Below are 24,465 nucleotides of genomic sequence, written 5' to 3'. Positions count from 1 at the left end.
ACTCGTCGGTTTCTAATCGCCAGTACGTACCGATGGCTCCTCGCGTATTCGCTCGGAGCAATACGGTGGGACTGGGATTTGAACCCAGGAATCCGTGAGGATACCTGCTTTCAAGGCAGGCGCAATAGGCCGCTCTGCCATCCCACCGCAGTCGGGCATACTGCGTGGCCCTTCTAAGACCTGTCGGTCTCTCGGACCACAGTCGGCTCGCCGTCGTCGTCAATGACACGCACGCCGAGGTCATCGAGGAACGCTGTCGTCCGTTTCGGTATGGCCCGACCGGCCCGGTTCCGGGCGCGTAGGAGTGGAACTACGGTCTTGAGATCCGCCTGCGTTTCGAGGACCGGCGTCGACGGGAGAAAGTCCACGTCGAGGCCGGCATCCGCGGCACGCTCGCCGATAGTTTCGACGCTCGGGGTGGCGTAGCTGTCCTCGAAATCTATCGGTTCGCCGAAGCCAGCGTAGTAGACGCGCCCGCCCTCTGCTGGGCCGAGAACGACGCCGCTGGACCGGAGCTTCATCGCTGCGCTGTCGATGAGCTGGCGGTTCAACAGTGCCGCCGTCGGTTCGACGGCGGCGACGGTTGCGACGTCCTCCCGGTTAAGCAGATGCGTAACGGTGTTCCCGACCCGGCCAGCAAACGTCGACCCGACCTGCACCTCGAACCGGGCGTTGTCCGGGGAGTCGAGGGCCTCCGTCACTGGCTCCCGAACCGCGGTCTCGGGGTCTACGCCGTCGGGGACCTGCTCCGAGGGACGGTAGTTCACCAACAACTCGGCACCGCTGATCTCCACCGCACGACAGACGTCGAGTAGCATGGCTTCGTACAGCTTGGCCGCCTCGGCGTCGTCCAAGAGGTCGCCCGCCAGGTCCTGTAACACGAACCCTTCGACTGGTGGATCAGCCAGCACAGTTACCGTAGTCATACTGTTTTCTCGGCCCGACGGTGATTAGTTGCTTGCGTTCCGGCGCAGTTACCGAACAATTATAAGATGTGAGCAGTATTTGATAACTAAGAGAAAATTATATGGAGCAAGCCCAGACCTACAGATGTGACGGATGTGGGTCGGAGTATCGGGTGCTCGGGGAGTCGCAACCGAAAGTCGTGTGCCGCGACTGCGGCCGCGAAGCAACGTTGTCCGGGACTGCGGCGGCACAGCGGGCGTATCACATCGGCTACACGCGGTATCGTGAAGCGCGACGCCAGCTATCAGACGCGCTGGCGACCGTCGAGGACGAGGAGATGGCGCTCGCCCGCAGCGGGTTCGACAGCGCCGCGTCGGATTTCGAGGACAGCGTCGAGGAGTTCACGACGGCTGTGCGCGAAGCGGACGACGACACCCTGACCGAACTGTCGGAACGAGCACGGAAGAAAGCGACCTGCCTCTGGCAGGCCGCTGAATGGCTCAGCGGAATGACCTACGCCAGCGAGCAGGGGGAGACAGCCCAGGCGACCACGTACCGTCAGGACGCCGAGAACCGGTTACAGGCAGCGACAGAGTACGGGACGGTGTCGAGCCCGGAGGAACTGTTGCGGGCCACTGAAGTCGAAGTCCAGTCTGACACCTGACTACCGCCCGCGTCGGCCCTTCGTCTGGCGGTAGTCCTGTCCGAGCGTCTCGCTGAAGTGCTCCAGAAACGCGGTCCGCTCGTCGTCGGTCTGCTCACCGGGCGGAAGCATCGGGAGGATTTCGAACCCGCGGCCGCGGATCGTCGTCGCGTGGCGGTCCTCGATGTCGAGTTCGTCCTCGCTCATCGTCGTGTACTCGAAGGCTAACTCTTCGAGAGGACGCTGGCCGACCGGCAGCAGGATTTCGGGGTTGATCATCCGTATCTCGCTGTTGAGATACGGTTCACAGTTGACGCCCTCTTCGTCGGTCGCCGCTCTGTCGGGATGGCGACAGCGGGTCACGTACGTCAGGAAAGTGTTCTGTAGTTCCGGCCGCTCCGCGTCCGGGTCCGAGCACATGTCCACCGCAGCGAGGATGTCGAGCAGTTCGCGCTCACGGTCGCCGGTGAAGGGGATGCCAGACTCGTCCGCACCGGCCGCGGGCGCGTCGCCGAGAACGATAAACTCGGCGCCCACGTCGCCGTAGCCGTGGACGACGTTCTCGCGCGTCTCACACAGCGCGGGGCAGTTCTGGCACTCCTCGTCCATCCCGAACGGGTTCGACTTGGACTCCTGTTGTGCGTCCATTTTAGTCGTCGTCGATAGTTTTCGCGTGGGTGTCCGCGTCCTCGGGGTCGTTCTGTGGACTGGACGGGTGGTAGTCTGTGTCGTACTCGCCCGGCCGGTCGTCGAGCCGGTCGGGGTTGATGCGGCCGCCGAGCAGCATGAAGTCGAGGACCGTACAGGCCAGCATGGCCTCGACGACCGGGACCGCCCGCGGCGGCAGGACCGGGTCGTGGCGACCGGTGACGGTGATTTCCTTGCCTTCGCCCGTCTCCCAGTCGACCGTCTTCTGGGTCTTGGGAATCGACACCGGCGCGTGCCACGACACCTCGCCGTAGATTGGCTGGCCGGTCGTGATGCCCCCCTGGATGCCGCCGTGGTCGTTGCCGACCGGCGTCGGGTGGCCGTCCTCGTCGAACTCCCAGTTCTCGGTGTACTCGCTGCCGCGGGTCGTCCGGGCCTCGCGGCCGATGCCGTACTCGAAGTCGTTGACCGCCGGGATGGAGTACATCGCCTGGCCGAGCCGGGACGGGAAGCTATCGAACCGTGGCGCGCCGAGGCCGGACGGGACGCCGCGACATTCGAAATAAATCGCGCCGCCGATGGAGTCGCCCTCCTTCTGGTGCTGGTCGGCCACGTCGCGCATCTCCTCGACGGCTTCGGGATCGGCACAGCGGACCTCGTTTTCCTCGCTGTGTTCGAGCATGTCCTCGAAGGTCACCGGACCGGCCTCGACATCGCCGATCTGGCAGACGTGAGCCTTGATCTCGACGTCGTAGTCGGACTGTTCGAGGACCTGCTTGGCGACGCCGCCGGCGGCGACCCAATTGACTGTTTCGCGAGCGGAGGAGCGGCCGCCGCCGCCCCAGTTCCGGGTCCCGAACTTCGCGGAGTATGTGTAGTCCCCGTGGGACGGCCGCGGAGCCGTGATGAAGGGCTCGTACTTGCCAGAGCGGGCGTCCTTGTTCTGGATGACCATCCCGATGGGCGTGCCCGTCGTGTAGCCGTCCTGAATCCCGGAGTTAATCGTCACCTTATCCGGTTCGCCCCGGGAGGTGGTGATCATCGACTGGCCGGGCTTGCGCCGGTCGAGGTCTTTCTGTATCTCTTCCTCTGAGAGTTCGACGCCCGCCGGAACGCCGGAGACGGTACAGCCCATCGCCTCACCGTGGGACTCGCCGTAGGTCGTCATGCGGAACAGACGACCGAACTCGTTGCCGTTCATTACAGTGGTGTCGGGGTTGGGGGCATTTGAACCTTGTAGATGCGCCCGTCAGTCGTCGAGCCACCTGACGCGGTCGAGGAGCTGGACCGTCTCCGCTGCCCTGACCTGTTTCTTGAGGACTGCATCGAACACCTCGGTCGTGCTGTCGTCTTCCCAGGGCTCCCAGGTGTACCGTACCAGCATCGTATCCGGATACTTCGTATGGACCTCACGGGCAAATCTGCTCACTGTCGAGACAGTGCGCCGGCTTCCGACTATCACGCAATCGAACTCGTGGTCGTCCAGCAATGCCATCGCCCGGTCGGTGTTCGGTGTCGTTACTAGTTCGACTGCCTCGCGTTCGTCGGCGATATCGGCCTGCAGATCAAGCAACAACTGATCGTCATCGACGTAGAGGACTGCCGTGGTGTCCGCGGTAGACTCCGCAGAGACGCTTGTTCGATTCACAACGTACGTTGTAAATATTCTTCACTGCGTATAAGCGCACTTATCTATCAAGTACATAATACTCTTTCATTGCAAAACACGGAACGCTGGCGACCCCTGAGCCTTATCGCTGGACGGCAACGCCGAGCGAATCGAGCACGTCGAAGAAGTTCGGGAAGGACACGTCGACGTGTTCCGCGCCGGTCACAGTCGTCTCGCCGTCAGCGACGAGGCCGGCGACGGCCAGCGACATGATGATGCGGTGGTCCGCGCGGCCTTCGACGGTCGTGCCGACGAGGTCGCTGTCCGCGCCGTAGACGAACAGTTCGTCCTGGTGCTCCTCGACCTCAGCGCCCATCTTCGTGAGCTCCTCGGCCATCGCGCTCACGCGGTCGGTCTCCTTGTATCGGACGTGTTCGGCGTCGGTAATCCGTGTGACGCCGTCGGCTGCGGCCCCCAGCGTCGCGATGGTCGGCAGGAGGTCCGGTGTGTCTTCGACACCGACCTCGATGCCGGTCAGATCTGACTGTGAGACGGTGATTTCGCCGTTTTCCTCGTCCCAGTCGAGGTCGGCCCCCATCCGGCCGAGGATGTCGACGATGGCTGCGTCGCCCTGTGCGCTGGGGAACGCCGAGGTGACGCGCAGTCCGTCCTCGGCGGCGAGCGCACCGGCCGCGAGCAGATAGCTCATCGACGAGAAGTCTCCGGGGACGTTGTAGTCGCCGCCCGCTGGCGTGTAGGACTGGCCGCCGTCGACGGTGAACCCGGCATCAGTCTTCTCGGCGTCGACGCCGAACGCCTCCAGTACCTCTAGCGTGATATCGACGTACGGCGACGATTTCAGCTCGGTCGTCAGGTCGATGTCGACGCCGTCCGGCGAGACGGCCCCGGCCATCAGCAGCGCGGTGATGTACTGCGAGGACACGTCGCCGGGGATTTCGACTGCACCGCCGTCGACGCCGCCGCCAACCACGAGTGGGGCCTGTCCGTTCCGGCGAGTCGACTCGGCGTCGCCGTCCAGCTGTTCGATGGCATCGAGCAGCGGCCCCTGGGGGCGCGACCGGAGGGACTCGTCGCCGGTCAGCACCGCGAGGTCGTCCTGCAGCGCGGCCGTGGCGGTGACCAGTCGCATCGTCGTCCCGCTGTTGGCACAGTCGATCACGTCGTCCGGCGTCTCCGGCCGGCCGTCGAAGCCCGTCACTTCGACCGTCGACTCGTCTTCAGCCAGTGAGACGCTGCCGCCGTAGGCCTCGACTGCTCGCATCGTGGCCTTCGTGTCCGCACTCACGAGCGGGTCGCGGACGACCGCGCCGTCAGCGTAGCCCGCAGCCAGCACCGCCCTGTGCGTGTAGCTCTTCGACGGCGGTGCTTGCGCCGTCCCCTCGACCGTCGATTCGGTAATCGTGATGTCCATGCCCGGTCGGTAGCGGGCGTTCGACAAGAGGCTACCGCTCTCTCACCCTACCGATGGTGGGAGCAACGACCTTGTGGCTGGCAGCGGTACCACCGCTATGGTCCCAGGGATGGACGGCGCGACCGCTGTCGTCACGGGCGCGAGCAGAGGCATCGGCGAACAGATAGCCCACGCAGTAGCGGACGCGGGCGCACATACGGTCATCTGTGCCCGCGACGCTGAATCGCTCGATGCGGTCGCAACCGACATCCGAAACGCAGGCGGCTCCATGACCGCGATCCGGGCGGACGTGCGCGACGAGTTTGACGTGGAACGGCTGGTCGAAACTGCCACGCGGGAAGGTGACGGCGCGATACAGTACGTCGTCGCCAACGCCGGCGTCTATCACGGCACCGCCGGCGAGACGCCGCTTACAGAGGAGTCCTACGCCGCCTTCGACGACCACCTCCGGACGAACGCCCGCGGCGTGTTCTCGACGATCCGCGAAGCCGTTCCGCATCTCGGTCCGGACGCCCGCATCGTCGTCCCGACGGGCGTCGTCGCCCGCGAGGGGATGCCCGGCTACGGCTCCTACGCGGTTTCGAAGGCCGCCGCGGAGGCTGTTGCCCGCGGGTTCGCCGCCGATCTCGATATCCCGGTCGGCGCAGTCGATCCCGGACAGGTCGCAACGGATCTCTCCGGCGACGGCGGTCGCGACCCAGCGTCCGTCGCCGAAATGGTGCTATGGGCGCTCCGGAGCGCCGATGCATCGGCGCTGGACGGTGGTGTCCTCGACTGGGGCGACTATCGGTCGGCGACCCGGTGACCGCCACCGATGGGTTTATTAGCAACAGGCCGGTGATTGTAGATAATGTCTATTAACTCAAACTCAGTTTTTAATAACTTCGGGCGGATATCCGCTGCCGGCCTCGCGAGTGTTGTCGGCCTGGTGGTCCTGTCCGGCGTCGCGGTCACCGGCGGAGCGAGAAAGGTCCTGATTATCTCCTGGGTCGCGTTCGTGGCAATGGCACTGGGCGCGTGGCTGGGTGCGCGGGCCGACGAGACGAATCCCTACCGACTGGTCTGGGGCTACGGGCTCGCGAGCGGGGCGATGGTCACGTCGGCGGCCATGTTCCTCGTCCCGCAGGCGATGGGACTGGGCGGCCAGGCCGGCGCAGCGCGTATCGGCGGTGTCGGAATCGCCGCCGGGCTGGTCACCGGCTACGGCACTCACACTATCGGCCACCGGCTAACTCACGTCGAGACTTCCTTCGACATGACGACGCTTGCCATCGCCGCCCACGCGCTCTCGGCCGGACTGGTCATCGGGCTGGTCTACGCCTCGATGCCGGAACTGGGTATCCTGCTCGGCCTCGCTATCGTCTCGCACAAAGGACCGGCCGGCTACGCCGCCGCCCGGCGGCTCGGACGCAGCGGCAAGTCCGCCACCGCGCTGTTGCTCCCCGCGGCCGGCGTCGGCCTGACGGCGATCCCGTCCGCGCTCCTCCCAATTCCGGAGTCCGCTCTTCTCAACGCAGTTATCTTCGGATTCGCCGCCGGCATCTTCCTCCACGTCGCGATGGACTTCCTGCCGAACTGCGAGGCCGGCAGCGAGATCGACGAGGTCTGTGAACTTCACGACCACTCCCACGACCTGCTCGACGAACTCCGAACGCACGCCGTCGCGTCGACGGTGATCGGCGCTGCTGTCATCGTGCTGGCCTGGGTCGCTATCTGACGCTCGTAGTCACCGGACAGGCACAGTCACGGACACGCTCGTCCCGTCAGAATCGGTCTGGATGTCGATATCGCCACCGACGTAGCTGATGAGCCAGTACGCGAACCACAGCCCCAGTCCGGAGCCGTGTTCGAGCGGCTTTTCCTCCGCCGCTTCGATGACCCGCCGCTCCTGGTCCGGGACGCCCGGTCCGTTGTCCGAAATCGTCACTGTCGCTGTCGTGTCGTGGCGCTCCATCCGGATCGTGACTCGCGGTGCTGATGCGTCGGAGTGCTTGATGCCGTTCTCGATGAGTTCCTGCAATGCCGGGACGACTTTCGCGTCTATCGCGGACGACGAGACGGAGTCGCTTTCGACGACGAACTCGGCGTCGGGGTACGCTGCGGCCAGACCGTCCGTGATGTCACTGAGGACCGCTTCAAGATCGCGCTCGACATCGTCGGTAAGCGAGTCCGCGAGCAGTTCCTGCACGTGGTGCGCTTTCTCGCTGATGTCGAGCAGGGACTGCACGTTCGCTTTGATCGTCTCGAGGTGGTCGAGAGCGGCGTCGTCATCGACTAACTCTGACAGAATATCCGCACGTCCGCTGATCGTCGTTCCGTTGTTCCGGAGGTTGTGACGGAGAATCCGGTGAAAGACGGTGAGCTGTTGCTCGCGCAGTCGGCGACCGGTGATTTCGTCCTGCATCCCGACGAACCCCTGTATCGTCCCGTCCGCGTCCTGAATCGGGGCGATGGTCTGGTTGATAATGAACCGCTCGCCGGACTTGCGCTCGTTTACGATCTCGCTCGTCCAGACCTCGCCGCGACAGATCGTGTCCCAGAGCCGTTCGTAGAACTGTTCGCTCTGTTCACCGGACTTGAGTATCCGCGGTGTTCGACCGATCGCCTCTTCGGCGCTGAATCCGGTGAGTTCCTCGAACGCTGGATTAACGTATTCGATGACACCGTAGGTGTTCGTTATCAGAATCGCGTGGCCAGCATGCTCCACGGCGTTTCTGAATCGCCGGAGCTCGCTGTTTTGTTCCCTGAGGTCCTCGACGAGGTCCTCGGTGTGGCTGCGCCGGGCGAGGAGGTTCGCGATAGTTCGAAAGAGCGCCTGCGTGTCCAGCGGCGCTGTCATGATGTCGTCGACGACGAGTGGCTGTTCGGCCGCGTCGATATCGGGCAGGTCAATCCTGACTGACGTCCCCTCGCGACGGACCAGAATCACGGGGCAGAACACCGGGTCTGCCCGGTGTTTGTACTCCTCTATCGATTCTCTGTATCTCGGAAACGACGGCTCGTCGACAATGTGGAGATCGACTTCCCGGAACTCGTCGTCCGTGATCGGTGTGTGGTGTTCGGCTACGATTGAGGCGAGTGCCTCCCGGTTGCCATCGCCGGCCAGCAGTAATTGGATGTCAGCCATCGTGGTTAGCGAGTGAACGAGCGTCCGCTGCTGTCTCCATGTTGTTCAGGGACGCCCTCGAACACGCCGTGCATCCCTGAGACGGGGTCACCGACCTGTAGGCCGTCGGCGGTTATTTCGAACCGGCGGGGGACCGCCTCGAACCCGCCGACGCGCTTTTTCAGCGCGCCGACGACCCGCTGGAGTTCGCCCCCGACCTCGATGTAGTTCTCGAAGACGATGTTGTCGGCGAGGTAACTGACGTTCTCGCTCGTGGGTTCGTGCAGCCCCGTCACGTCCCTACGCTGGTCGATCAGGATCACAGCGGTGTTCCCGCGCGTGAGATGCTGTGTCAGGGCGTGGAGCCGCCGACGCAGTTCCACGTCGTCCTGTCCGTGCTTGATCGCGTTCTTGTAGCCCGCGATGCCGTCGATAACCACGAGTTCGGCCCCGCGCTCCGCGGCCTGTGTCTTCACGCGGTTCGCGAACTCCTCGGGCGACAGCGCCAGCGACTCGATCTCCTCGACGAGAAGTGTCCCCTCGTCACGCAACTGCGAAAGCGGCATCCCGAACGTCTCACAGCGGTGTGTGAACGTGTCGATGGATTCGTCGAACAGGTAGGCGAGCGCCGGGGACCCGTCTGCCGCTGCGGAGGCCAGGAACTCCGTCGCCGTCGTCGACTTGCCGACGCCGGAGGGGCCACTGAGAATCGTCACCGTCCCGCGTTCGAGTCCGCCATCGAGGAGCGAGTCCAGTTCCGGCACGCCGGCGGAGAACTGCGTGGGGTCGAACGACCGCGTCCGTCGTTCCGGTTCGAGTGCCGGATACACTTCGACGCCGGACTCGCGAATCTCCATCCCGTGTGAGCCGTCCTGTTGGCCGATCCCGCGATGCTTGCGCAGTCGAATGCGCCGGCCAGCCTTCTCGTCGCCGTAACTGAGTGAAACGATGCCATCGCTGAGCGATCTGAGCTGGCTGTCCATCTGGTTGCTCGGCGTCTTGGTCGCCAGCACGGTCGTCTCCCTGTCCTGCAGGAAGCGCGCGAAGGAGATGATACGCTTGCGAAACTGGTACTCGGTCGGTTCGAGATACTGGAAGTGTGTGATCGGGTCGATGAGGACGCGGTCCGGGTCGACCCGCTCGATGGCCTCGCGGATATCCGAAATCAGGTGGCCGTCCTCGACGTCTCGCGGCTTGACCACGTCGTACGACTCGGCTTCCATGAAGAACTCCGAGTCCGGTCCGACATCGAGAAACGTCGCGTCGGCGATATCGATGCCGAGTTCGGCAGTGTTCGCCAGCAGGTCGGCGGCCGATTCTTCGGCATGAATGAAAAGCACGTCGTCGCCTGCTTCCAGCCCCGCTTCGAGAAACTGCGTGCCAAGCAGTGTTTTGCCGGTTCCGGGCGGCCCGATGACGAGATAGAGCCGCCCTTCTACAAGTCCGCCTCTGAGAAGCGAATCAAGGCCTGAGATACCGCTGGAAAGCCGCGTGAACTGCCGCGAAGGAGAGGACATAGATGACATACTAGATGGTGGTTAATAAGTATCTCGCGAGGAGTCAGCGCGTGATAACGGGAGACAATCCGCGAAATTTCGGTTACTGCCTCCCGCTCTTTTGACCGCTGTCACCTGTTCTCTGCCTTGTCAAGCAGTTGCCCTGCCAGAATCAGAACGAATAGTTACGATCTACCTTTTTATTGTCTGGTGTGCTCCCTGTGGTCGCACACCGCTCGATAAAAAACGTGGGCGAAAAAGCGACCACTCGCGCCGCTCGTGGTCGTCTTACTCCTCGTCGAGCAACTGCTCGGCCAGAATCGGGACAAAGGTACCGATGTCGGTGACCATCCCGACTGCCTGTGCGGAGCCGCGGTCGAGGAGTTGGGTCACCGTCGCGGGGTTGATGTCGACGCAGACGACCCGCGTTGTCGAGGGGAGGCAGTTCCCGACGGCGACCGAGTGCAGCAGGGTCGAGAGCATCAACACCATGTCGGCCTCGTGGGCCTGCTCCCGGATGGCGTTCTGGGCCTCGACGGCATCAGTGATGGTGTCCGGGAGCGGGCCGTCGTCGCGAATCGAGCCAGCGAGAACGAACGGCCGGTCGTTTTCGATGCACTCGTACATCACGCCGGAGCCGATGGTACCGGACTCGACGGCGTCCTCGATGCCGCCCTCTCGGATGACCTCGCTGATGGCATAGATGTGATGTTTGTGGCCGTGGCGGGGATGGTCAAGGCTCTCTGTGTCCATGCCTAGCGAGGTCCCGTAGATGTCGCGCTCGATGTCGTGGACGGCAAAGCCGTTGCCGGCCGAGAGCATGTCGACGTACCCCTCTCGGACGAGGCGAGCGAGGTCCTCGCGGGCACCGGAGTGGATGAGCGCCGGCCCACAGACCGCCATCACCTTGCCGCCCTCTTTTTTCGTTTCCTTGATCGCGTTCGCGATTTTGCGGATGGTCGACTCTGACGGCCGCTCGGAGGAGACGCCGCCCTGCATGAAGCCGAACGCGCCGCCGGAATCACGGGGTCGCTCCGGGGGCTGGACCTTGATGCCGGTTTCGTCGGTGACGACCATGTCACCCTCCTCGATGGCGTTCAGGACCTTGGTGTAAGCCCGCGGGTAGTCTCCCGGTTCCTCGTCGTCACCGCTCGACTGTTCCGAGGCGCGGTGCGCCTCGCTGTCTTCGACGACCACAGCACAGTCCATCTCCATGTCCTCGACCTCGATCCACTCGCCGTCGTGGCGGATGAAGGTCGGGTGGTTCGTCGTCGAGTAGAAGCCGTGCGGGACGACCTGGTCGTCGGGCGCGGGGACGAGCGTGGCGTCTTTCGGGTCCGAGGGGTTGACGCCGTGCTGGTGGAGTTCGTGGACAATCGACTGCAGTTGGTCTTCGTCTTCAGCCTCGACGAGCATCCGGGCGTAGGACTCCTCGTCTTTGTGGCGGCCGATATCGAACTCCTGGACGGAGAAGGAGCCGCCCAGGTCCATGATGATGCCGAAACAGGACTGCATCATCCCGGAGTCGATAATGTGGCCCTCTAGCTCGACTTCGCGAGAGACGGTCATGGCGGAGACATGGAGGCAGGTGTGTAAGACGGTTTTGGGTCCGCGTCACCCGGCGACCCGGCTACTGCCCGTCGACGTGTCGCTGTACGGCCCACGACACCCCCTCGCTGGTCTCACACAGGCGCTCGAAGAACCGCCGCAGGCCGTCGGATTCCGTGGTCGGCAGGACGTGCAATCGCACCGTCCCGTCGCGGACGGCGACGCGGAACACGTCAGTCGTCTCCTCGTCGCGGACCAGCCACAGCGGCATCGGCAGGTCGTGGAAATCCCCGTATCGGTACGGCCCATCGGCGAGGATGTCGACGACAGTGTCAGCGAGTTCCGGCGTCGCCCGCTCCCGATCCGGGGTGAGCCGGAACTCCGTTCCGCCCTCGTATTCGACCCCGCTCCCGTGCGGGAAGCGCCGCTGTGGGTGTGCGGGGATGCTGAACGAGGGGTCCGTGGTCATCTACGAAGTGGTTGGGCGTGATACAAGTTAAATTCGCGGGCAGCGACCCAGGTGGTGTCCAGGGCCGTTAGCCGCCCAGAAAGAGGTCCACGACGACATCGGCATCAGGCCCGCGATAAAATTCCGTGTAGCCACAGTTCGCGCAGGTGACGGCTGTGAATCGCCGGTTCTGTAGGTCAAAGAACTTCGTGAGTCCAACGCCGGTCGTTGCGATTTCGTCAACTTCGGCCGTTGCGTGGCCGCATTTCGGACAGCCGGCTTCGTCCATATCCAACGTATCGTCCGCGCCGACCTGTTTTAGCCCGTCTTCGGGTGGACGTGCATCGTCCAGCGACGACTGACAGGAGCGACAGTACGACCAAGAGCTGGCAGCCTTTGACCCGCAGGATGCACAGTAGACGAAATCGTGCTCACTCGCCTCGTCCTCCGAGGGACCGTTTGGGGGCATACGCATGTGTTTTTGTAGACATGCCAAATGAGTTACTCACGGCTAGGTGGCGGGACGCTACTGTTGGGTTTATCCGCCAGCGGCTCCTGTACTCGGTTATGTGCGGCCGCTACAGTCTGTTCGCGCCCCGCGAGGAGATCGAGATGCGGTTCGACGCCGAGTTTTCGTTCGCGTTCGAGTCGCGATACAACGCCGCCCCGAGCCAGGACCTGCCGGTCATCACCAGCGAGTCGCCCAGCACCATCCAGCGGATGGAGTGGGGACTGATTCCGTCCTGGGCCGACAACCGAACGGACCACGGGCACATCAACGCCCGCGCCGAGACGCTGGCCGAGAAGCGGTCGTTCGCCGAGGCCTACGAGTCCCGGCGCTGTCTGGTCCCCGCCGATGGGTTCTACGAGTGGGTCGAAACGAGCGGCGGCAAGCAACCGTATCGCGTGGCGCTGCCGGACGACGAACTGTTCGCGATGGCGGGGCTGTACGAGCGGTGGGAGCCGCCACAGCGCCAGTCCGGGCTGGGGGAGTTCGGCGCGAGCGGGGGCGATACAGGCGGCGAAAACGATATCGTCGAGTCGTTCACGATTGTGACGACCGATCCGAACGACGCCGTCGCGGACCTCCATCACCGGATGGCCGTCATCCTCGACCCGTCGGAGGAGTCGACGTGGCTGCGCGGCAGCGCCGATGACGTGTCCGCGCTGCTTGACCCGTACGACGGGCCGATGCGGACCTATCCGGTTTCGTCGGCGGTCAACAGCCCTGCCAACGACTCGCCGGAACTTATCGAACCGGTCGGATAGCGTCAGTTTGGGGAGTGGCGTTACTCGCTGGGGGCGTGCTGTCGTTTGAACTGGTGCAGCATCTTCCAGAGCGTATCTTCGTCGACCTGGTTTTCGGCGGCGGATAGCTGGCGGTACAGACCCTCAGAGACGGTAATCTCGGGCATCACTGGAGACATTGTATCGGGTCGACATAAGCTTCTGGAGACTCGAAACCGAGTGAATGTATTCGACCCGCAGTATTCTGGGTGTGCAGTTAGGGCGGCCAATCGCCTTCCACCGATGTATGCAGTCGTACGCCCAGCGAGACGACGGCACTGTCGCATCCAGCGTGACTGAGCTCATCGGCGACACACCGCTGGTCTGTCTCGACAGCTTTGCGGACAATCTGCTCGGCAAGGTCGAAGCGGCGAACCCCTACTCGGTCAAGGACCGCATCGCGCTGTACATGGTCGAGGCGGCCGCCGAATCCGGGGACCTCCCCGCCGACGGGACGGTCGTCGAAGCCACCAGCGGCAACACCGGCATCGGGCTGGCCGCCGTCTGCGCCGCGAGAGAGTACGACTGCGTGCTGACAATGCCCGAATCGATGAGCGAGGAGCGCCGGCAGTTACTGTCGGGGCTCGGCGCGGACCTCGAACTCACGCCGGCCGATGGCGGGATGAGCGGCGCAATCGAGCGCGCGAACGAACTCGCGGACGCGCCGGGCACTGTCCGCGCCCGGCAGTTCGAGAACGAGGCGAACCCGCGAGCCCACCGCGAGACGACCGGCCCGGAGATCTGGGCCGATACTGACGGCAACGTAGACGCCGTCGTTGCCGGCGTCGGGACCGGTGGCACGATCACCGGGATCTCGGAATATATCGAAGAGGAGGTCGGCGCGGACCTCACTTCGGTCGCCGTCGAGCCTGAACAGTCCAAACTGCTCTCGGCGGATGACCCGGACAGCCACGACATCCAGGGCATCGGTCCCGGATTCGTTCCAGATATCCTCCGGCGTGACCTTGTCGACGAGGTGCGGACCGCGAGCAAGGTGGAATCCGTCGAGGCGACCCACCGACTCGCCAGCGAGGAAGGACTCATGGTCGGCATCTCTTCGGGTGCGGCGCTGCACGCGGCCGCGGAGTACGCCACCGAGAATCCCGACGAGACGGTGGTCGTCGTTCTGCCGGACACCGGCGAACGATACCTTTCAACGGGTCTCTGGGACTAAGCGAGAAACGTAGCTCCGCCGCGGGGAAAACAACCGTTATGCGACCCGGCCGAACGCCAGCGTGCCGCTGATGCTCTCGATGTAGGCTTCGACGACCTGTCCTTCTCGCGCTCCGGAGACGAAGATGGTGTACTTCCCTTTCTCGGCGACGCCGTCGCCCTCGCGGCCCGTGCCGGTGATCTTGACCTCGTAGGTCTCGCCCTCTTCGAGCGTGGGTCGGTCCTGCTGGGTGTTCGAACTCGCGCCCTTGGCGACCGGGCGGAACGCACCACAGGCCTGACAGCGCAGCATGTCGACGCCGTCCTCGTTCTTGAGGACGGTGTCGGGCAGGCCACACTCGGAACAGGTGACGTACTCGGCGACGTACGCGTCGATGGCGGCCTCGAAATCAGCGGTGTCGAACGACCCGTTGTAGCGGGCTTCGCCGCCGTCGAACTGGCCGTTAGTCCCGAACTCGCGCTGGATGGCTCGGTGGAGATGCTGGGCGTCCCGCGAGACGGCGTCAGCGATTGCCTCTAAGTTCGTCAGGCGTGTGAACGCGCCGTCAGTCTGTCCTTCGGGATCCGGAATCGAGAGCCGTTCACCGGCTTCCCGGGGCTGGTCTGGTAGTACGTCGTACGCACGCTGGAGGGCGGACTCGTAGTTCATACATTTTAGACGGTGCTGGCACGTAAATGGATTCCGTCACATCTGTGATTAAATACCGGCCAATGATATTAATACTGAGAGTGGATAACTGGTTGACATGGATCAGCACGAACAGCCTGCGGAGACAGCGGGACTGTCATCCGAGCGACTCGACACTCTAATACGGGCGCTGGCAGCCGAGCCCCGGCGGATGATATACACCTACCTCGCCGAACACGACTCAGCCTCAATTGAGGAACTCACCGACGTGGTCGTGGGATGGTCACGAGCGCGTGGGCGGGACACCGCCACCTGCAACTGGGACGATACCCGCACTGCGCTCCACCATCGCCACCTCCCCGTTCTTGATGACGCTGACGTTATCACCTACGACCTAGATCAGCAGACCGCGACGCTGGCATCGCTGTCGCCGTCCACGGCCGAGGTGCTATCGTCGATAACCGATCTAGATACTGCCGAGACAGACCACGAGGACTGACTGTGGGTCGATGACAGTCCGTACGCTCCTTCGGCGGTTCGAGGGCTCGGACGTCGCGATAACTGTATATGGCCCGCCCGCAACGAAGACCGTGGTCGAGCGACTGACTGCCCAGCGGATCGACGCCACCTGGCGGAAACTCCCGACCGGACACCAGAACGCGTTTGTCGTCATCCATCGGGACGGCGTGTTCGCCGAGACAGTCCCGCTCACAGCGGTGGAGACCTTCCTATGTAAGCCGGAGATAGGTTCCGACGACAGCGGAACCCCTGACAGTGACCCGGGTCGGCAGCTTCTCCGCTCGGCGCTCGCGAACACGCTCTTCTCGTCGCTCACGCCGGCACAGTTGCTCGCAACGTCTCACGAGTTCGAGGACAGGGCCTACCGCGTCGGGGAAGGAACCCTTCGAGTGAGCTTCCAGTCGCTGTCGATTTTCCGCTCTCAGCGCGGCCGATACGAGACGCTTGCCAGCGACACGGACCTCGACATCCACGTTTACGGACAGGCCGACTGGGAGCCGCCGACGATTCCCGGAATCTCGTTCCATCCGCTCACAGACACCGCCCTCGAACAGGTGTGGCTGCTGGCGTTCGACGCCGCCGGTGACGACCAGAACAAGTGTGCGCTCGTCGCCGAAGAAACCGAGGACGGACCGTTTCGGGGCGTCTGGACGTACAACCCACGGCTGGTCGATGAGATCATGACGGCGGTTGTGGCTGTCGACGAGTAGCGGCCGAACCCGCGCCGCCTCGGAAACACACAACGGATGCTATTCCGGACACGACAGCGGGATCCGGAGTCCGAGGCCATCACGCTCGATAGCCGTTCCGAAGGGCCGAGAGCGCTCCCGAAGCGTCTCTCGGAGCCACTTCGCCACCGCTTCGTCGGCGCGTCCGACCTGTACGTACGCGTTCTCGACCGGTGTGAGTTCGAGCGCGGCCAGCCGCCCGTCCTCGATTCGGAGTTCGAACAGGAAGCTCCGGTCGTTGCGGTAGCCGTCCTTGACCGCGTAGTCGTCGACGAAATTACCGGTGTCGTACAAGATGGGGCGACCACGGTACACCTCGATGCCCTGGATGACGTGGGCGCTGTGGCCGTGGACCACGTCGGCCCCGTTGTCCACCAGCCAGCGGGCGAACGCCTGCTGTGTCTCGCCCGGTTCGGTCACCCAGTTCGGCCCCCAGTGGGCGGTGACGACGAGCAGGTCGGGGTCGGCGTCGCGGGCCGCCGCCAGCGCGCCCCCGACGCGGCGGCGAGTCAGCGGGTGGTTCGGGTCCAGCGGCGTGTAGGCCGTGCCGGGGCTGTCGCCGTCGGCGGCGTAGCTGGGTGACTGGTCAGTGACGGCGACGACGGCGATCGAGAGTCCGTCGATTTCGACGAACGCCGGCTCGAACGCTGTCTCTCTATCGACGCCAGCTCCGACTGAGGCGATTCCACCGTCGGCGAGGTGGGCCGGCGTATCCGTGAGTGCCGCCGGTCCGAAATCGAACAGGTGGTTGTTCGCCAGTCCGGCACAGGAGACGCCAGCGCGGTCCAGCGCGGCCACGGCCCAACGGGGAGTCGCTCGGAAGTGGAATGTCCGGCCAGGCCGTGGTTCGCCGCGGTCTGAGAGGCAGCATTCGAGGTTCGCCACCAGGCCATCGAGCGACTGGAGTCGGTTGCGCATCGACCCCCAAACAGCGGTGGCTCCGTCGGGGTCATCGCGCCAGCGCTCGTCGACGCTCCGGCCCAACATCACATCACCGACGAACCCGATGCGCAGCGACGCGTCCGTTGGGACAGACGGCGGACACGACACGTCCGCGTCGTCGTCGGCACCTAGACACCCCGAAACGGCGGTGAGGCTCCCGAGTGCGGGGCCGCCGCTGGCGAGGACGGTTCGGCGGGTCGGTGCCACAGTGCATAAACCATCGACGGGGACCGTCTTGAATTTCGGTGGCATAAAAACCCTCCCAGAGTGTGTCGTATCGAGACACACTCCGGACGGTTACTTTTAGTTATCAACCCTCTATCCAGGTATGTCAAGCGACACCACACGGGACTACGACGGGGAAGAAGAGTGTACGACCACGGAGTCTTTCGCCGACCACGGCCTCGACGACGGCAGCGTCCTCATCAGCCGGACGTACAACCGGATCGCGGCAGACGGCGAACCCATGTTCGAACCGACCCCGGAGTTTTTCGACACGCTGGAGACGGCGTTCATCTGGGCCTACATCGGCACGATTGACGAACCTGGCGTCCCGCCCCATGTCGAAGCAGCTATCGAAGACGCTCGGGAGTTCACGCGCCAGGAGTTCGAAGACGACCCTGACGTGGACCTTCGAACGGACGTGATTCCGACGTTCTACCAGCAGGTCGCCGGCTTCCACTGCGCCTATCGAGATTAAAAGAGCAACCGCAGGCGGACTGTGGGGTGGACCGCTCTATTCGAGGTGGTGATAGTCGAGTTCGTAGCCGACGTCGACCGCCTCGCTGACTTCGTCGCTCGGTTCGGCGACGCCGCGAGTCGTCAGTTCGAGCCCGGTATCGCCGCGGTCTACGAGGATATTCCGCCGCCACTCGGGGTCCACGCTGGGCGCGTCGGTGCGGTAGTGCGCGCCGCGGGACTCGTCGCGCTTGTGTGCGCTCAGCAGCAGGGCCTCGGCGACCGTGAGGCTGAAGAACAGATCGACGGCGAGTTCGAACGACAGGCTGGTCCGGTCGCCGTCAATACCGATGTCCCCAGTCCGTTCACGAAGGGCATTGAGCGCGGCGAGGCCGTCCGACAGTGATTCGCCGTTACGGAGAATACCGGCGTGCTCCCACAGCAGGTCGCCGAGGTCCGCGAGTAGCCCTTCGGGCGTCTCGTCTCCGTCCGACGCCGCCAGTTCCTGCAGCGACCGGAACTCGCGCTCGGCGATGGCACGCTGGCCAGCCGGCAGGGCGTCGTCACGGTCGTCGCCTGTCACCTGCGCCGCGACGTGGTCGCCGACGAGCGCGCCGATGGCGACCGTCTCCGCCAACGAGTTCCCGCCGAGCCGATTCGCGCCGTGGACGCCTGCGACCGTCTCGCCGACAGCGTAGAGCCCACTGACGCCGGTTTCCCCGGTATCGAAGTCGATGTCGACGCCGCCCATCGAGTAGTGGGCGGTCGGCGCGACTTCCATCGGTTCCTCCGTGATGTCGACGCCGAGGTCCATGAACCGCTCGTACATCCGCGGCAGCCGCGATTTGATGTAGTCGTCGTCGCGGTGGGAAATGTCCAGATAGACGCCGCCGTTCTCGGTCCCACGGCCCTCGCGGAGTTCCTGTGCGATGGCACGGGCCACCACGTCGCGCGCGTCGAGTTCCATCTGGTCCGGCGAGTACTCCTCCATGAACCGCTCGCCATCGGCGTTGAGCAGCCGACCGCCCTCGCCGCGGACCGCCTCGGTGACGAGGCGGCCGTCCCAGTCCTCGCCGTAGCGGTCGCCGACCATCCCCGTCGGGTGGAACTGGACGAACTCCATGTCCATCAGCGACGCGCCGGCTTCGAGCGCCAGCGCCGGGCCGTCGCCGTTGTTCTCCTCGTCGCGCGAGGAGTGGCGGTTATACAGCGCGGAGGAGCCACCCGCCGCCAGGACGACGTGGTCCGACTCGAAGAGAATGAACTCGCCGCTCTCCATGTCATAGCCGGCCGCCCCGTAGACGCGGTCGCCGTCCGAGAGCAGCCGCGTGATCATCACGTTGTCGCGGTAGGGAATTTCGAGCGACTGGGCCCTGTCGACGAGCGTATCGAGCATCGCCTCGCCCGTGCGGTCGCCGACGAAGCAGGTCCGGCGGAACGACTGCGCGCCGAAGTACCGCTGATTGATCTTGCCGTCCTCAGTGCGGTCGAACGCCATCCCCCAATCGTCGAGTTCCCGGATGCGGTCGGGCATATGTTTGGCCGTCAGCTCGACCGCTTCCGGGTCGTTGATGAAGTGGCCTTCGTCCAGCGTATCGGCGGCGTGAATCGTCCAGTCGTCCTCGGGGTCGAGCGACCCCAGCGAGGCGTTGATGCCGCCGGCGGCCCACGTCGTGTGTGCGTCGCCGTGATCCCGCTTGCCGATGACCAGCGGCTCGACACCGTTCTCGGCGAGTCCGATAGCGACCCGCGCCCCGGCAGCGCCAGCGCCGACGACCAGCACTGGTACCGACACCGTCTCGTAGTCGACCGCCGGGCCTACGTCGGTCGCCCGACCGTCGGCAGCCTGCTCGCCGTCAGCGGATGGCTTCTGTGGTGTCATCATCTAATGTAGGGGCTGTGGACTTATCAGGGCTTCGCGCGCACGCGCACGCGACCACCGCCAGCGTTCAGCCACGATCACACATTCACGACTGCTGGCAGCACAAGGCGAATCAGTCCTCGCCTGCTGTCACCGACCCGGCACTACCGGACTGTCCGGGTGTGCTTTCGGCGTCGGTTCGGTCGGCATAGACGATCTGCCAGCCGGTGACCCCCATGAACAGAAGCACGAGCGGTGAGAGAAAGCCGAAGAAGTAGTACGGTGCGTACTCCAGTGTCGGGACGCCGAGCGTTCCGGCCATGAACAGCCCGCCGCTGCTCCACGGGATGAGCGCGCTCGTCGTCGTTCCCGACGCTTCGATGGCCCGGGAGAGGTTCTGACTCTTGAGTCCCTGTTCGTTGTAGAGATTCCCGAGCGTCATCCCCGGCACAACGATACTCACGTACTGTTCCGCCGCGAGGATGTTCATCGAGACAGCGGACACAGCGGTCACGCCCGTCAGGCTCGCGACGTTGTGGCAGAGTCGCCCGAGATGGTAGGAGAGCACCGCGAGCACGCCAGCACGTTCGAGCAATCCGCCCAGCGCGAGCGCGGCAATCGCAATCGTCACGATCCACGCGCCGCCGGTCAGCCCCCCGCTCTCTAAGAGTCCGTTCACGAGCTCCATGCCTGTCTCCGGGGCTGTCCCGGACTGTGCTGCCGACCAGGCAGCACCGAATCCGGTTCCCTGCACGAGCATCGAAGTCGCGACGCCCGCGAAGACGCCCGTACCGAGCGTGGGCAGTGCAGGGATGCCACGCAGCGCAAGTCCAAAGGTCACAACGACCGGCAGAAACACGAGCGGCGAGACGACGTACGTGCTCTCGATTGCTGTCTGGATGGACGCAACACGGTCCGCAGGAATAGCTCCAGCGGCCCGCAGACCGAGCCCGGCGTACAGGAGGACTGCAATCGCGAACGCGGCGAGCGTGCCGGCCCGCATCGCGTTGATATGGTCGTACAGGTCCGTGTCTGTCACTGCGGCGGCCAGGTTCGTCGTATCCGAGAGCGGGGACTGCTTGTCTCCCGTGTAGGCCCCGCTGAGGATGGCACCGGCGGTCATCGGTTCCGAAATACCTAGTCCCGAACCGATACCGATGAGCGCCACCCCGAGCGTCCCGGCCGTCGTCCAGGACGAGCCGACGGCGAAAGAGATTATCGCGGAGAGGATGGCCGCCACCGGGAGAAACACTGTCGGCGTGAATAGCTCTAAACCGAAGTACATCAGGCTGGGAATCGTGCCCGCCTGAATCCACGACGCGATGAGCGCATAGACGGTGAACATAATGAGAATTACCCGCATGCCCATGAGCAGGCTGCTGGCAATGCCGTCGTACAGTTCCGCCCACGACAGCCCGAGGTGATACCGTGCGAACAGGCCGGTGAAGGCAATCCCCCAGAACAGGGGGAACTGTGGGTCCAGATCGAAAGCGATGAGACCCACGCTGAGGAACGCGATCATCCCCGCGATTGGCACGAGGGCGGCACCCAGCGACGGCCGCTCAGCCGGATCGATATCGTCGAACAGCCGGGGTTCGAACTCGACCATTACCGCACCCCGTCGCGCCCAGCCGGCCGGACTCCGACACGGCTTTGGTTTGAAACTGGGTATTCCTGCCAGCCCCGTCGACACGCTCCGATACGCCTCTGCCGACCACCTGCGACGGCCCCGCGTGTCATATTTACATCGGCGATAACCACAGGTGGGTTAAAACTGGCTCCATTCCGGCGTGGGCGTGGGGATTGGTAGCTTACGGCCGTCTGTCGACAATGTGTGCGTCCGCCGGGTCGAAGCCGACCGTCACGGTGCCAGTCGGCGGGTCTTCGGCTCGTAACAGGAGTTCTCGGCCCTCCCAGTCGAGATGAACGCGCGTTGTTTCCCCGAGGAACTCCGCGCTCGTGACCGTCGCCGTCAGCGCGTTTCGGTCGGCATCGACAGTAAGCCGCTCCGGCCGCACACAGAACGTGAGCCGGTCTCCGGACGAGACAGCGGACTTCGGGCCGCTGTCGCCGTTCAGGGCCACTGAGACCGTCGTACTGTCGACCGTCACGTCTGCGATGGATTGTCCGCTCTCAGCACCGGAGCCGCCGGAGTCAGCAAGCGACCGTACCGCCGTCACCTCGCCGCTGAGAACGTTGTTGTCACCGACGAAGGTGGCGACGAACGCTGTCGCCGGCTCGCGGTAGATGGTCCGCGGCGGCGCGACCTGTTCCGGCGTCCCGTCGCGCATGACCGCCACGCGGTCCGACACTGCCAGCGCTTCTTCCTGATCGTGGGTGACGTAAATCGTCGTAATGCCCAGTTCCTGCTGAATCTCGCGGACCTGCACACGCAACCGTTCCCGGAGCTTCGCATCGAGGGCGCTCATCGGCTCGTCGAGCAGGAGTACGTCGGGGCCGGGGGCCAGCGCGCGGGCCATCGCCACCCGCTGTTGCTGGCCGCCGGAAAGCGTGTCTGGGTCCCGGTCCTGCATACCGTCGAGGTCCACCAGTTCCAGCAGTTTGCGAACCCGTTCCTCGTCGCTGCCGCCGCCCGGCGGGTCGGTGAACGAGAGGCCGTAGGCGACGTTCTCCCCGACGGTCATGTGCGGGAACAGCGCGTAGTTCTGGAAGACGACGCCCACGTCGCGGTCCTCCGGCGGGACGCCGGTGACGGACTCGCCGCCGAACCGGACTTCGCCCTGCGTGGATTTCTCGAAGCCGGCGACGAGCCGGAGCGTCGTCGTCTTCCCGCAGCCGGAGGGACCGACCAGCGTGAAGAACTCGCCTTCCTGAACGGAGAGCGACAGGTCCTCGACGGCGGTCGTCTCGCCGTAGCGTCTGGTGACGCCGTCGAGTTCGACGGCTGGCGGAGCGGCAGGGTCCGCGTCGGCTCCGGCCGGTGGCGACCGCTCAGAACCCAACGTCGTCACCCCCCAGCCGGTCGATGAGCAGGAAGCTCGCGCTGGTGACCACGAGCAGGACGACGCCCATCGCTGTCGCGGGACCGAGCCGGCGGCCGATGAACCGCTCGATGGCGATGGGCATCGTGAACTGGTTCGTTCCCGAGGCGAGGACAATCGTCGCCGAGAACTCCCCGATAGAGATGGCGAACGCGAAGGCGGCCCCGGCGACGACGGCCGGCCACACGAGCGGAAGTTCGATGTCGAGAAGCGCTCTGGCTCGCGGCGCGCCGAGTGCGCGGGCAGATTCGACGAGCCTGTGGTCGATACCTTCGAGGCCGGGCGCGACCGTCCGAACCACGAACGGGTAGCCCGCGACAGCGTGGGCGGCGATGATGGCGAAGCCGCCGCCGACGGCGATGCGGGAGCCACCCACCTCGACACCGAAGACGAGGCCCCGGAGCAGGCCGAGGCCGACGACGATGCCCGATACGGCGAGCGGGGCCATCGCGACGGCGTCGACGACCTTCCGGCCTCGGTAGTCCCGAGTCGTGAGGACGGCCACGACGACGCCCATCGGCAGCGCGACGGCGAGCGAGGCGACGCCGAACAGCAGCGAGTTCCGGACAGCATCCCACGGCTGGACCTGGAACGACGCGCCGGTCGTCTGGCGGTCGATGAGGAACTGATAGTTCGCCAGCGTCAGTCCCTCCGGCCCGCTGAGGCTGGCGAGAATCATGCTCGCTATCGGCGCGACGAACACCGCCAGCGCGACGACGGCGTAGACGGCGAGCCCCATCCGTGGGAGCAGTTCACGGACCGAGAACGACGGCGGTGTCAGCGGCCGCCGTGGGAGCGGTCGAATCCCCCGCGACCGGACGGTGTGTTTGGCCTCGTACCGGAGATACGCGTACAGCAGCCCCAGCGAGATACCGAGTTCAATCAGCGCGAGGGCGGCCGCCTCGGCGTACTCCAGGTCGCGGATGAGCCGGTAGACGAACACCTCGACGGTCGCCAACTGGAAGCCGCCCAGCGCGAGGACGATGGGGAACGTGCTGAAGGTGAACACGAACGTCAGTGCCGCGCCCATCAGCACCGACGGGTACAGTTGCGGGGCGACCACGTCCCGGAACGCCCGGAAGGGGCTCGCGCCGAGGCTCCGCGCCGTCTCGACCGCGCTGGCGTCGACGGACTCCCAGGCGGCGGTGGTCACCCGTGCCACGAGCGGGGCGTTGTAGAACGCGTGAGCGACGATGACCGCCTCCAGCGTGAACAGGAGATTGACCTGTCCCAGACCGAGCGCGCCGAGCACGGCGTTGAGCGTCCCGTTCCGGCCGAACGTGGCGACGAAACCGACGCCGACCATTATTGACGGGAGAACGAACGGGAGAATCGTCAGCGACCGGAGCGTCCGCCGTCCCGGGAACTCGAACCGGGCCAGCAGATACGCCGCCGGCAGGCCGAGAGCGACGCTGGCGACGGTCGAGAGAGCCGCCTGATACGTCGTGAAGCCGATGACGCCCAGCCGCCGGTCCGGCGACAGTGCGTCCTCGATGACGCTCGCTATGGGTTCGCCGGCGAGCAACCGCGCCGGCTCTCCGAGGTAGAACGGGTCCCGCAGTATCGAGACGAACACCCGGCCCGTCAAGCGGCCGTCGACGAGGACGCTGTCGATGAACACCGTCGCCACCGGGTAGTAGAAGATGCCAAGCAAGAGGGCGATAGTTGCGACCGCGAGCCCGACGATTGCCCGACGCTCGATAGTGTTGCGGACGGTCCGGCCCCGCTCGCGGGACGGACTGTTCGCTGTCCCTGTCGACCCCCCGCCGCCACCATCGGCACCGCCGTCTGAATCTCGGGCCACAGTCGGT

The 24,465-nt window shown here is 64.8% G+C and carries 25 protein-coding genes and 1 tRNA gene; 8 read left to right on the top strand and 18 right to left on the bottom strand.

Going from position 1 to position 24,465, the window contains the following annotated elements; genetic code table 11:
• Positions 1-63: 63 nt before the first annotated feature.
• Together ACOZ4H_RS13780 and ACOZ4H_RS13775 are read right to left on the bottom strand one after the other, a co-directional pair.
• Positions 64-147: transfer RNA gene (locus tag ACOZ4H_RS13780), tRNA-Ser, on the bottom strand.
• Between the two features lie 26 nt (positions 148-173).
• Positions 174-926, bottom strand: a complete 753-nt coding sequence (locus tag ACOZ4H_RS13775) for a hypothetical protein (RefSeq protein ID WP_424329817.1) — start codon at positions 924-926, stop codon at positions 174-176.
• A 101-nt stretch (positions 927-1,027) separates the two neighbouring features.
• Between ACOZ4H_RS13775 and ACOZ4H_RS13770 the strand changes: the two genes are divergently transcribed.
• Positions 1,028-1,570: a hypothetical protein gene (locus ACOZ4H_RS13770; RefSeq protein ID WP_424329816.1), complete on the top strand. Its 543-nt coding sequence runs from the start codon at positions 1,028-1,030 to the stop codon at positions 1,568-1,570.
• Here the strand turns inward: ACOZ4H_RS13770 and ACOZ4H_RS13765 are convergent, their stop codons facing one another.
• The 4 genes from ACOZ4H_RS13765 to aroA form a co-directional block, all read right to left on the bottom strand.
• Positions 1,571-2,197, bottom strand: coding sequence for a uracil-DNA glycosylase (locus ACOZ4H_RS13765; RefSeq protein ID WP_424329815.1), 627 nt, complete (start codon positions 2,195-2,197; stop codon positions 1,571-1,573).
• A 1-nt stretch (position 2,198) separates the two neighbouring features.
• On the bottom strand, positions 2,199-3,398 hold the full coding sequence (aroC, locus tag ACOZ4H_RS13760; RefSeq protein WP_424329814.1) for a chorismate synthase: 1,200 nt from the start codon (positions 3,396-3,398) through the stop codon (positions 2,199-2,201).
• A gap of 48 nt (positions 3,399-3,446) precedes the next feature.
• Positions 3,447-3,845 (bottom strand): hypothetical protein, encoded by a 399-nt coding sequence (locus ACOZ4H_RS13755; RefSeq protein ID WP_424329813.1) that lies wholly within the window; start codon positions 3,843-3,845, stop codon positions 3,447-3,449.
• Between the two features lie 103 nt (positions 3,846-3,948).
• On the bottom strand, positions 3,949-5,238 hold the full coding sequence (gene aroA, locus ACOZ4H_RS13750) for a 3-phosphoshikimate 1-carboxyvinyltransferase (RefSeq protein WP_424329812.1): 1,290 nt from the start codon (positions 5,236-5,238) through the stop codon (positions 3,949-3,951).
• A 97-nt stretch (positions 5,239-5,335) separates the two neighbouring features.
• Here aroA and ACOZ4H_RS13745 point away from each other — a divergent pair, with 97 nt between their 5' ends.
• On the top strand, positions 5,336-6,043 hold the full coding sequence (locus ACOZ4H_RS13745; protein ID WP_424329811.1) for an SDR family NAD(P)-dependent oxidoreductase: 708 nt from the start codon (positions 5,336-5,338) through the stop codon (positions 6,041-6,043).
• 45 nt (positions 6,044-6,088) lie between these two features.
• Positions 6,089-6,955 (top strand): ZIP family metal transporter, encoded by an 867-nt coding sequence (locus ACOZ4H_RS13740; RefSeq protein WP_424329810.1) that lies wholly within the window; start codon positions 6,089-6,091, stop codon positions 6,953-6,955.
• A 9-nt stretch (positions 6,956-6,964) separates the two neighbouring features.
• On the opposite strand, the gene ACOZ4H_RS13735 is transcribed toward ACOZ4H_RS13740, so the two are convergent.
• The 5 genes from ACOZ4H_RS13735 to ACOZ4H_RS13715 all read right to left on the bottom strand — a co-directional run bounded on the left by ACOZ4H_RS13735 (position 6,965) and on the right by ACOZ4H_RS13715 (position 12,305).
• Positions 6,965-8,365: a PAS domain S-box protein gene (locus ACOZ4H_RS13735; protein WP_424329809.1), complete on the bottom strand. Its 1,401-nt coding sequence runs from the start codon at positions 8,363-8,365 to the stop codon at positions 6,965-6,967.
• Positions 8,366-8,370: 5 nt separating this feature from the next.
• Positions 8,371-9,861 carry an ATPase domain-containing protein gene (locus ACOZ4H_RS13730; protein WP_424329808.1) on the bottom strand — a complete coding sequence of 497 codons (1,491 nt, stop codon included), beginning with the start codon at positions 9,859-9,861 and terminating at the stop codon, positions 8,371-8,373.
• Between the two features lie 267 nt (positions 9,862-10,128).
• A complete protein-coding gene (locus ACOZ4H_RS13725) occupies positions 10,129-11,409 on the bottom strand; it encodes a TIGR00300 family protein (protein ID WP_424329807.1) in 1,281 nt (426 codons plus the stop codon).
• Positions 11,410-11,470: 61 nt separating this feature from the next.
• Positions 11,471-11,857, bottom strand: coding sequence for a hypothetical protein (locus tag ACOZ4H_RS13720; protein WP_424329806.1), 387 nt, complete (start codon positions 11,855-11,857; stop codon positions 11,471-11,473).
• A gap of 67 nt (positions 11,858-11,924) precedes the next feature.
• Complete coding sequence (locus ACOZ4H_RS13715) at positions 11,925-12,305, bottom strand: zinc ribbon domain-containing protein (protein WP_424329805.1); 381 nt, start codon at positions 12,303-12,305, stop codon at positions 11,925-11,927.
• A 98-nt stretch (positions 12,306-12,403) separates the two neighbouring features.
• Between ACOZ4H_RS13715 and ACOZ4H_RS13710 the strand changes: the two genes are divergently transcribed.
• A complete protein-coding gene (locus ACOZ4H_RS13710) occupies positions 12,404-13,105 on the top strand; it encodes an SOS response-associated peptidase (protein WP_424329804.1) in 702 nt (233 codons plus the stop codon).
• Positions 13,106-13,125: 20 nt separating this feature from the next.
• Here ACOZ4H_RS13710 and ACOZ4H_RS13705 read toward each other — a convergent pair whose 3' ends face one another.
• Positions 13,126-13,251, bottom strand: coding sequence for a hypothetical protein (locus ACOZ4H_RS13705; protein ID WP_424329803.1), 126 nt, complete (start codon positions 13,249-13,251; stop codon positions 13,126-13,128).
• Positions 13,252-13,370: 119 nt separating this feature from the next.
• Between ACOZ4H_RS13705 and cysK the strand changes: the two genes are divergently transcribed.
• A complete protein-coding gene (gene cysK / locus ACOZ4H_RS13700; RefSeq protein WP_424329802.1) occupies positions 13,371-14,297 on the top strand; it encodes a cysteine synthase A in 927 nt (308 codons plus the stop codon).
• Between the two features lie 36 nt (positions 14,298-14,333).
• On the opposite strand, the gene ACOZ4H_RS13695 is transcribed toward cysK, so the two are convergent.
• On the bottom strand, positions 14,334-14,945 hold the full coding sequence (locus tag ACOZ4H_RS13695; protein ID WP_008310273.1) for a translation initiation factor IF-2 subunit beta: 612 nt from the start codon (positions 14,943-14,945) through the stop codon (positions 14,334-14,336).
• A gap of 97 nt (positions 14,946-15,042) precedes the next feature.
• Between ACOZ4H_RS13695 and ACOZ4H_RS13690 the strand changes: the two genes are divergently transcribed.
• Together ACOZ4H_RS13690 and ACOZ4H_RS13685 are read left to right on the top strand one after the other, a co-directional pair.
• On the top strand, positions 15,043-15,423 hold the full coding sequence (locus ACOZ4H_RS13690) for a DUF7344 domain-containing protein (RefSeq protein ID WP_424329801.1): 381 nt from the start codon (positions 15,043-15,045) through the stop codon (positions 15,421-15,423).
• 10 nt (positions 15,424-15,433) lie between these two features.
• Positions 15,434-16,153 (top strand): DICT sensory domain-containing protein, encoded by a 720-nt coding sequence (locus ACOZ4H_RS13685; protein WP_424329800.1) that lies wholly within the window; start codon positions 15,434-15,436, stop codon positions 16,151-16,153.
• Between the two features lie 39 nt (positions 16,154-16,192).
• Here the strand turns inward: ACOZ4H_RS13685 and ACOZ4H_RS13680 are convergent, their stop codons facing one another.
• On the bottom strand, positions 16,193-17,320 hold the full coding sequence (locus ACOZ4H_RS13680) for a CapA family protein (protein WP_424330372.1): 1,128 nt from the start codon (positions 17,318-17,320) through the stop codon (positions 16,193-16,195).
• Positions 17,321-17,441: 121 nt separating this feature from the next.
• Here ACOZ4H_RS13680 and ACOZ4H_RS13675 point away from each other — a divergent pair, with 121 nt between their 5' ends.
• Complete coding sequence (locus tag ACOZ4H_RS13675) at positions 17,442-17,813, top strand: hypothetical protein (RefSeq protein ID WP_424329799.1); 372 nt, start codon at positions 17,442-17,444, stop codon at positions 17,811-17,813.
• A 36-nt stretch (positions 17,814-17,849) separates the two neighbouring features.
• On the opposite strand, the gene ACOZ4H_RS13670 is transcribed toward ACOZ4H_RS13675, so the two are convergent.
• From ACOZ4H_RS13670 to ACOZ4H_RS13655, 4 genes are all read right to left on the bottom strand, one after another.
• Complete coding sequence (locus ACOZ4H_RS13670; protein WP_424329798.1) at positions 17,850-19,673, bottom strand: L-aspartate oxidase; 1,824 nt, start codon at positions 19,671-19,673, stop codon at positions 17,850-17,852.
• Positions 19,674-19,785: 112 nt separating this feature from the next.
• A complete protein-coding gene (gene nhaC / locus ACOZ4H_RS13665; RefSeq protein ID WP_424329797.1) occupies positions 19,786-21,261 on the bottom strand; it encodes a Na+/H+ antiporter NhaC in 1,476 nt (491 codons plus the stop codon).
• A 202-nt stretch (positions 21,262-21,463) separates the two neighbouring features.
• On the bottom strand, positions 21,464-22,624 hold the full coding sequence (locus tag ACOZ4H_RS13660) for an ABC transporter ATP-binding protein (protein WP_424329796.1): 1,161 nt from the start codon (positions 22,622-22,624) through the stop codon (positions 21,464-21,466).
• Complete coding sequence (locus ACOZ4H_RS13655) at positions 22,605-24,458, bottom strand: ABC transporter permease (protein ID WP_424329795.1); 1,854 nt, start codon at positions 24,456-24,458, stop codon at positions 22,605-22,607. The genes ACOZ4H_RS13660 and ACOZ4H_RS13655 overlap by 20 nt, the downstream gene beginning before the upstream one ends.
• Positions 24,459-24,465 lie beyond the last annotated feature (7 nt).

Source organism: Haloarcula amylolytica (assembly GCF_049705545.1).
GTDB lineage: Archaea > Halobacteriota > Halobacteria > Halobacteriales > Haloarculaceae > Haloarcula > Haloarcula amylolytica_B.
The sequence above is the reverse complement of the archived record's forward strand: the minus strand, read 5'-3'. Positions and strand labels throughout refer to the sequence as shown.

What these genes read in the sequence shown, in the direction of transcription:
- aroA (WP_424329812.1), bottom strand. Translation starts at nt 5,238, where the DNA reads ATGGACATCACGATTACCGAATCGACGGTCGAGGGGACGGCGCAAGCA.
- ACOZ4H_RS13725 (WP_424329807.1), bottom strand. Translation starts at nt 11,409, where the DNA reads ATGACCGTCTCTCGCGAAGTCGAGCTAGAGGGCCACATTATCGACTCC.
- aroC (WP_424329814.1), bottom strand. Translation starts at nt 3,398, where the DNA reads ATGAACGGCAACGAGTTCGGTCGTCTGTTCCGCATGACGACCTACGGC.
- ACOZ4H_RS13705 (WP_424329803.1), bottom strand. Translation starts at nt 13,251, where the DNA reads ATGCCCGAGATTACCGTCTCTGAGGGTCTGTACCGCCAGCTATCCGCC.
- ACOZ4H_RS13690 (WP_424329801.1), top strand. Translation starts at nt 15,043, where the DNA reads ATGGATCAGCACGAACAGCCTGCGGAGACAGCGGGACTGTCATCCGAG.
- ACOZ4H_RS13675 (WP_424329799.1), top strand. Translation starts at nt 17,442, where the DNA reads ATGTCAAGCGACACCACACGGGACTACGACGGGGAAGAAGAGTGTACG.
- ACOZ4H_RS13730 (WP_424329808.1), bottom strand. Translation starts at nt 9,861, where the DNA reads ATGTCCTCTCCTTCGCGGCAGTTCACGCGGCTTTCCAGCGGTATCTCA.
- ACOZ4H_RS13740 (WP_424329810.1), top strand. Translation starts at nt 6,089, where the DNA reads ATGTCTATTAACTCAAACTCAGTTTTTAATAACTTCGGGCGGATATCC.
- ACOZ4H_RS13685 (WP_424329800.1), top strand. Translation starts at nt 15,434, where the DNA reads ATGACAGTCCGTACGCTCCTTCGGCGGTTCGAGGGCTCGGACGTCGCG.
- ACOZ4H_RS13765 (WP_424329815.1), bottom strand. Translation starts at nt 2,197, where the DNA reads ATGGACGCACAACAGGAGTCCAAGTCGAACCCGTTCGGGATGGACGAG.
- ACOZ4H_RS13770 (WP_424329816.1), top strand. Translation starts at nt 1,028, where the DNA reads ATGGAGCAAGCCCAGACCTACAGATGTGACGGATGTGGGTCGGAGTAT.
- ACOZ4H_RS13715 (WP_424329805.1), bottom strand. Translation starts at nt 12,305, where the DNA reads ATGCCCCCAAACGGTCCCTCGGAGGACGAGGCGAGTGAGCACGATTTC.
- cysK (WP_424329802.1), top strand. Translation starts at nt 13,371, where the DNA reads ATGCAGTCGTACGCCCAGCGAGACGACGGCACTGTCGCATCCAGCGTG.
- ACOZ4H_RS13745 (WP_424329811.1), top strand. Translation starts at nt 5,336, where the DNA reads ATGGTCCCAGGGATGGACGGCGCGACCGCTGTCGTCACGGGCGCGAGC.
- ACOZ4H_RS13695 (WP_008310273.1), bottom strand. Translation starts at nt 14,945, where the DNA reads ATGAACTACGAGTCCGCCCTCCAGCGTGCGTACGACGTACTACCAGAC.
- nhaC (WP_424329797.1), bottom strand. Translation starts at nt 21,261, where the DNA reads ATGGTCGAGTTCGAACCCCGGCTGTTCGACGATATCGATCCGGCTGAG.
- ACOZ4H_RS13720 (WP_424329806.1), bottom strand. Translation starts at nt 11,857, where the DNA reads ATGACCACGGACCCCTCGTTCAGCATCCCCGCACACCCACAGCGGCGC.
- ACOZ4H_RS13775 (WP_424329817.1), bottom strand. Translation starts at nt 926, where the DNA reads ATGACTACGGTAACTGTGCTGGCTGATCCACCAGTCGAAGGGTTCGTG.
- ACOZ4H_RS13670 (WP_424329798.1), bottom strand. Translation starts at nt 19,673, where the DNA reads ATGACACCACAGAAGCCATCCGCTGACGGCGAGCAGGCTGCCGACGGT.
- ACOZ4H_RS13735 (WP_424329809.1), bottom strand. Translation starts at nt 8,365, where the DNA reads ATGGCTGACATCCAATTACTGCTGGCCGGCGATGGCAACCGGGAGGCA.
- ACOZ4H_RS13710 (WP_424329804.1), top strand. Translation starts at nt 12,404, where the DNA reads ATGTGCGGCCGCTACAGTCTGTTCGCGCCCCGCGAGGAGATCGAGATG.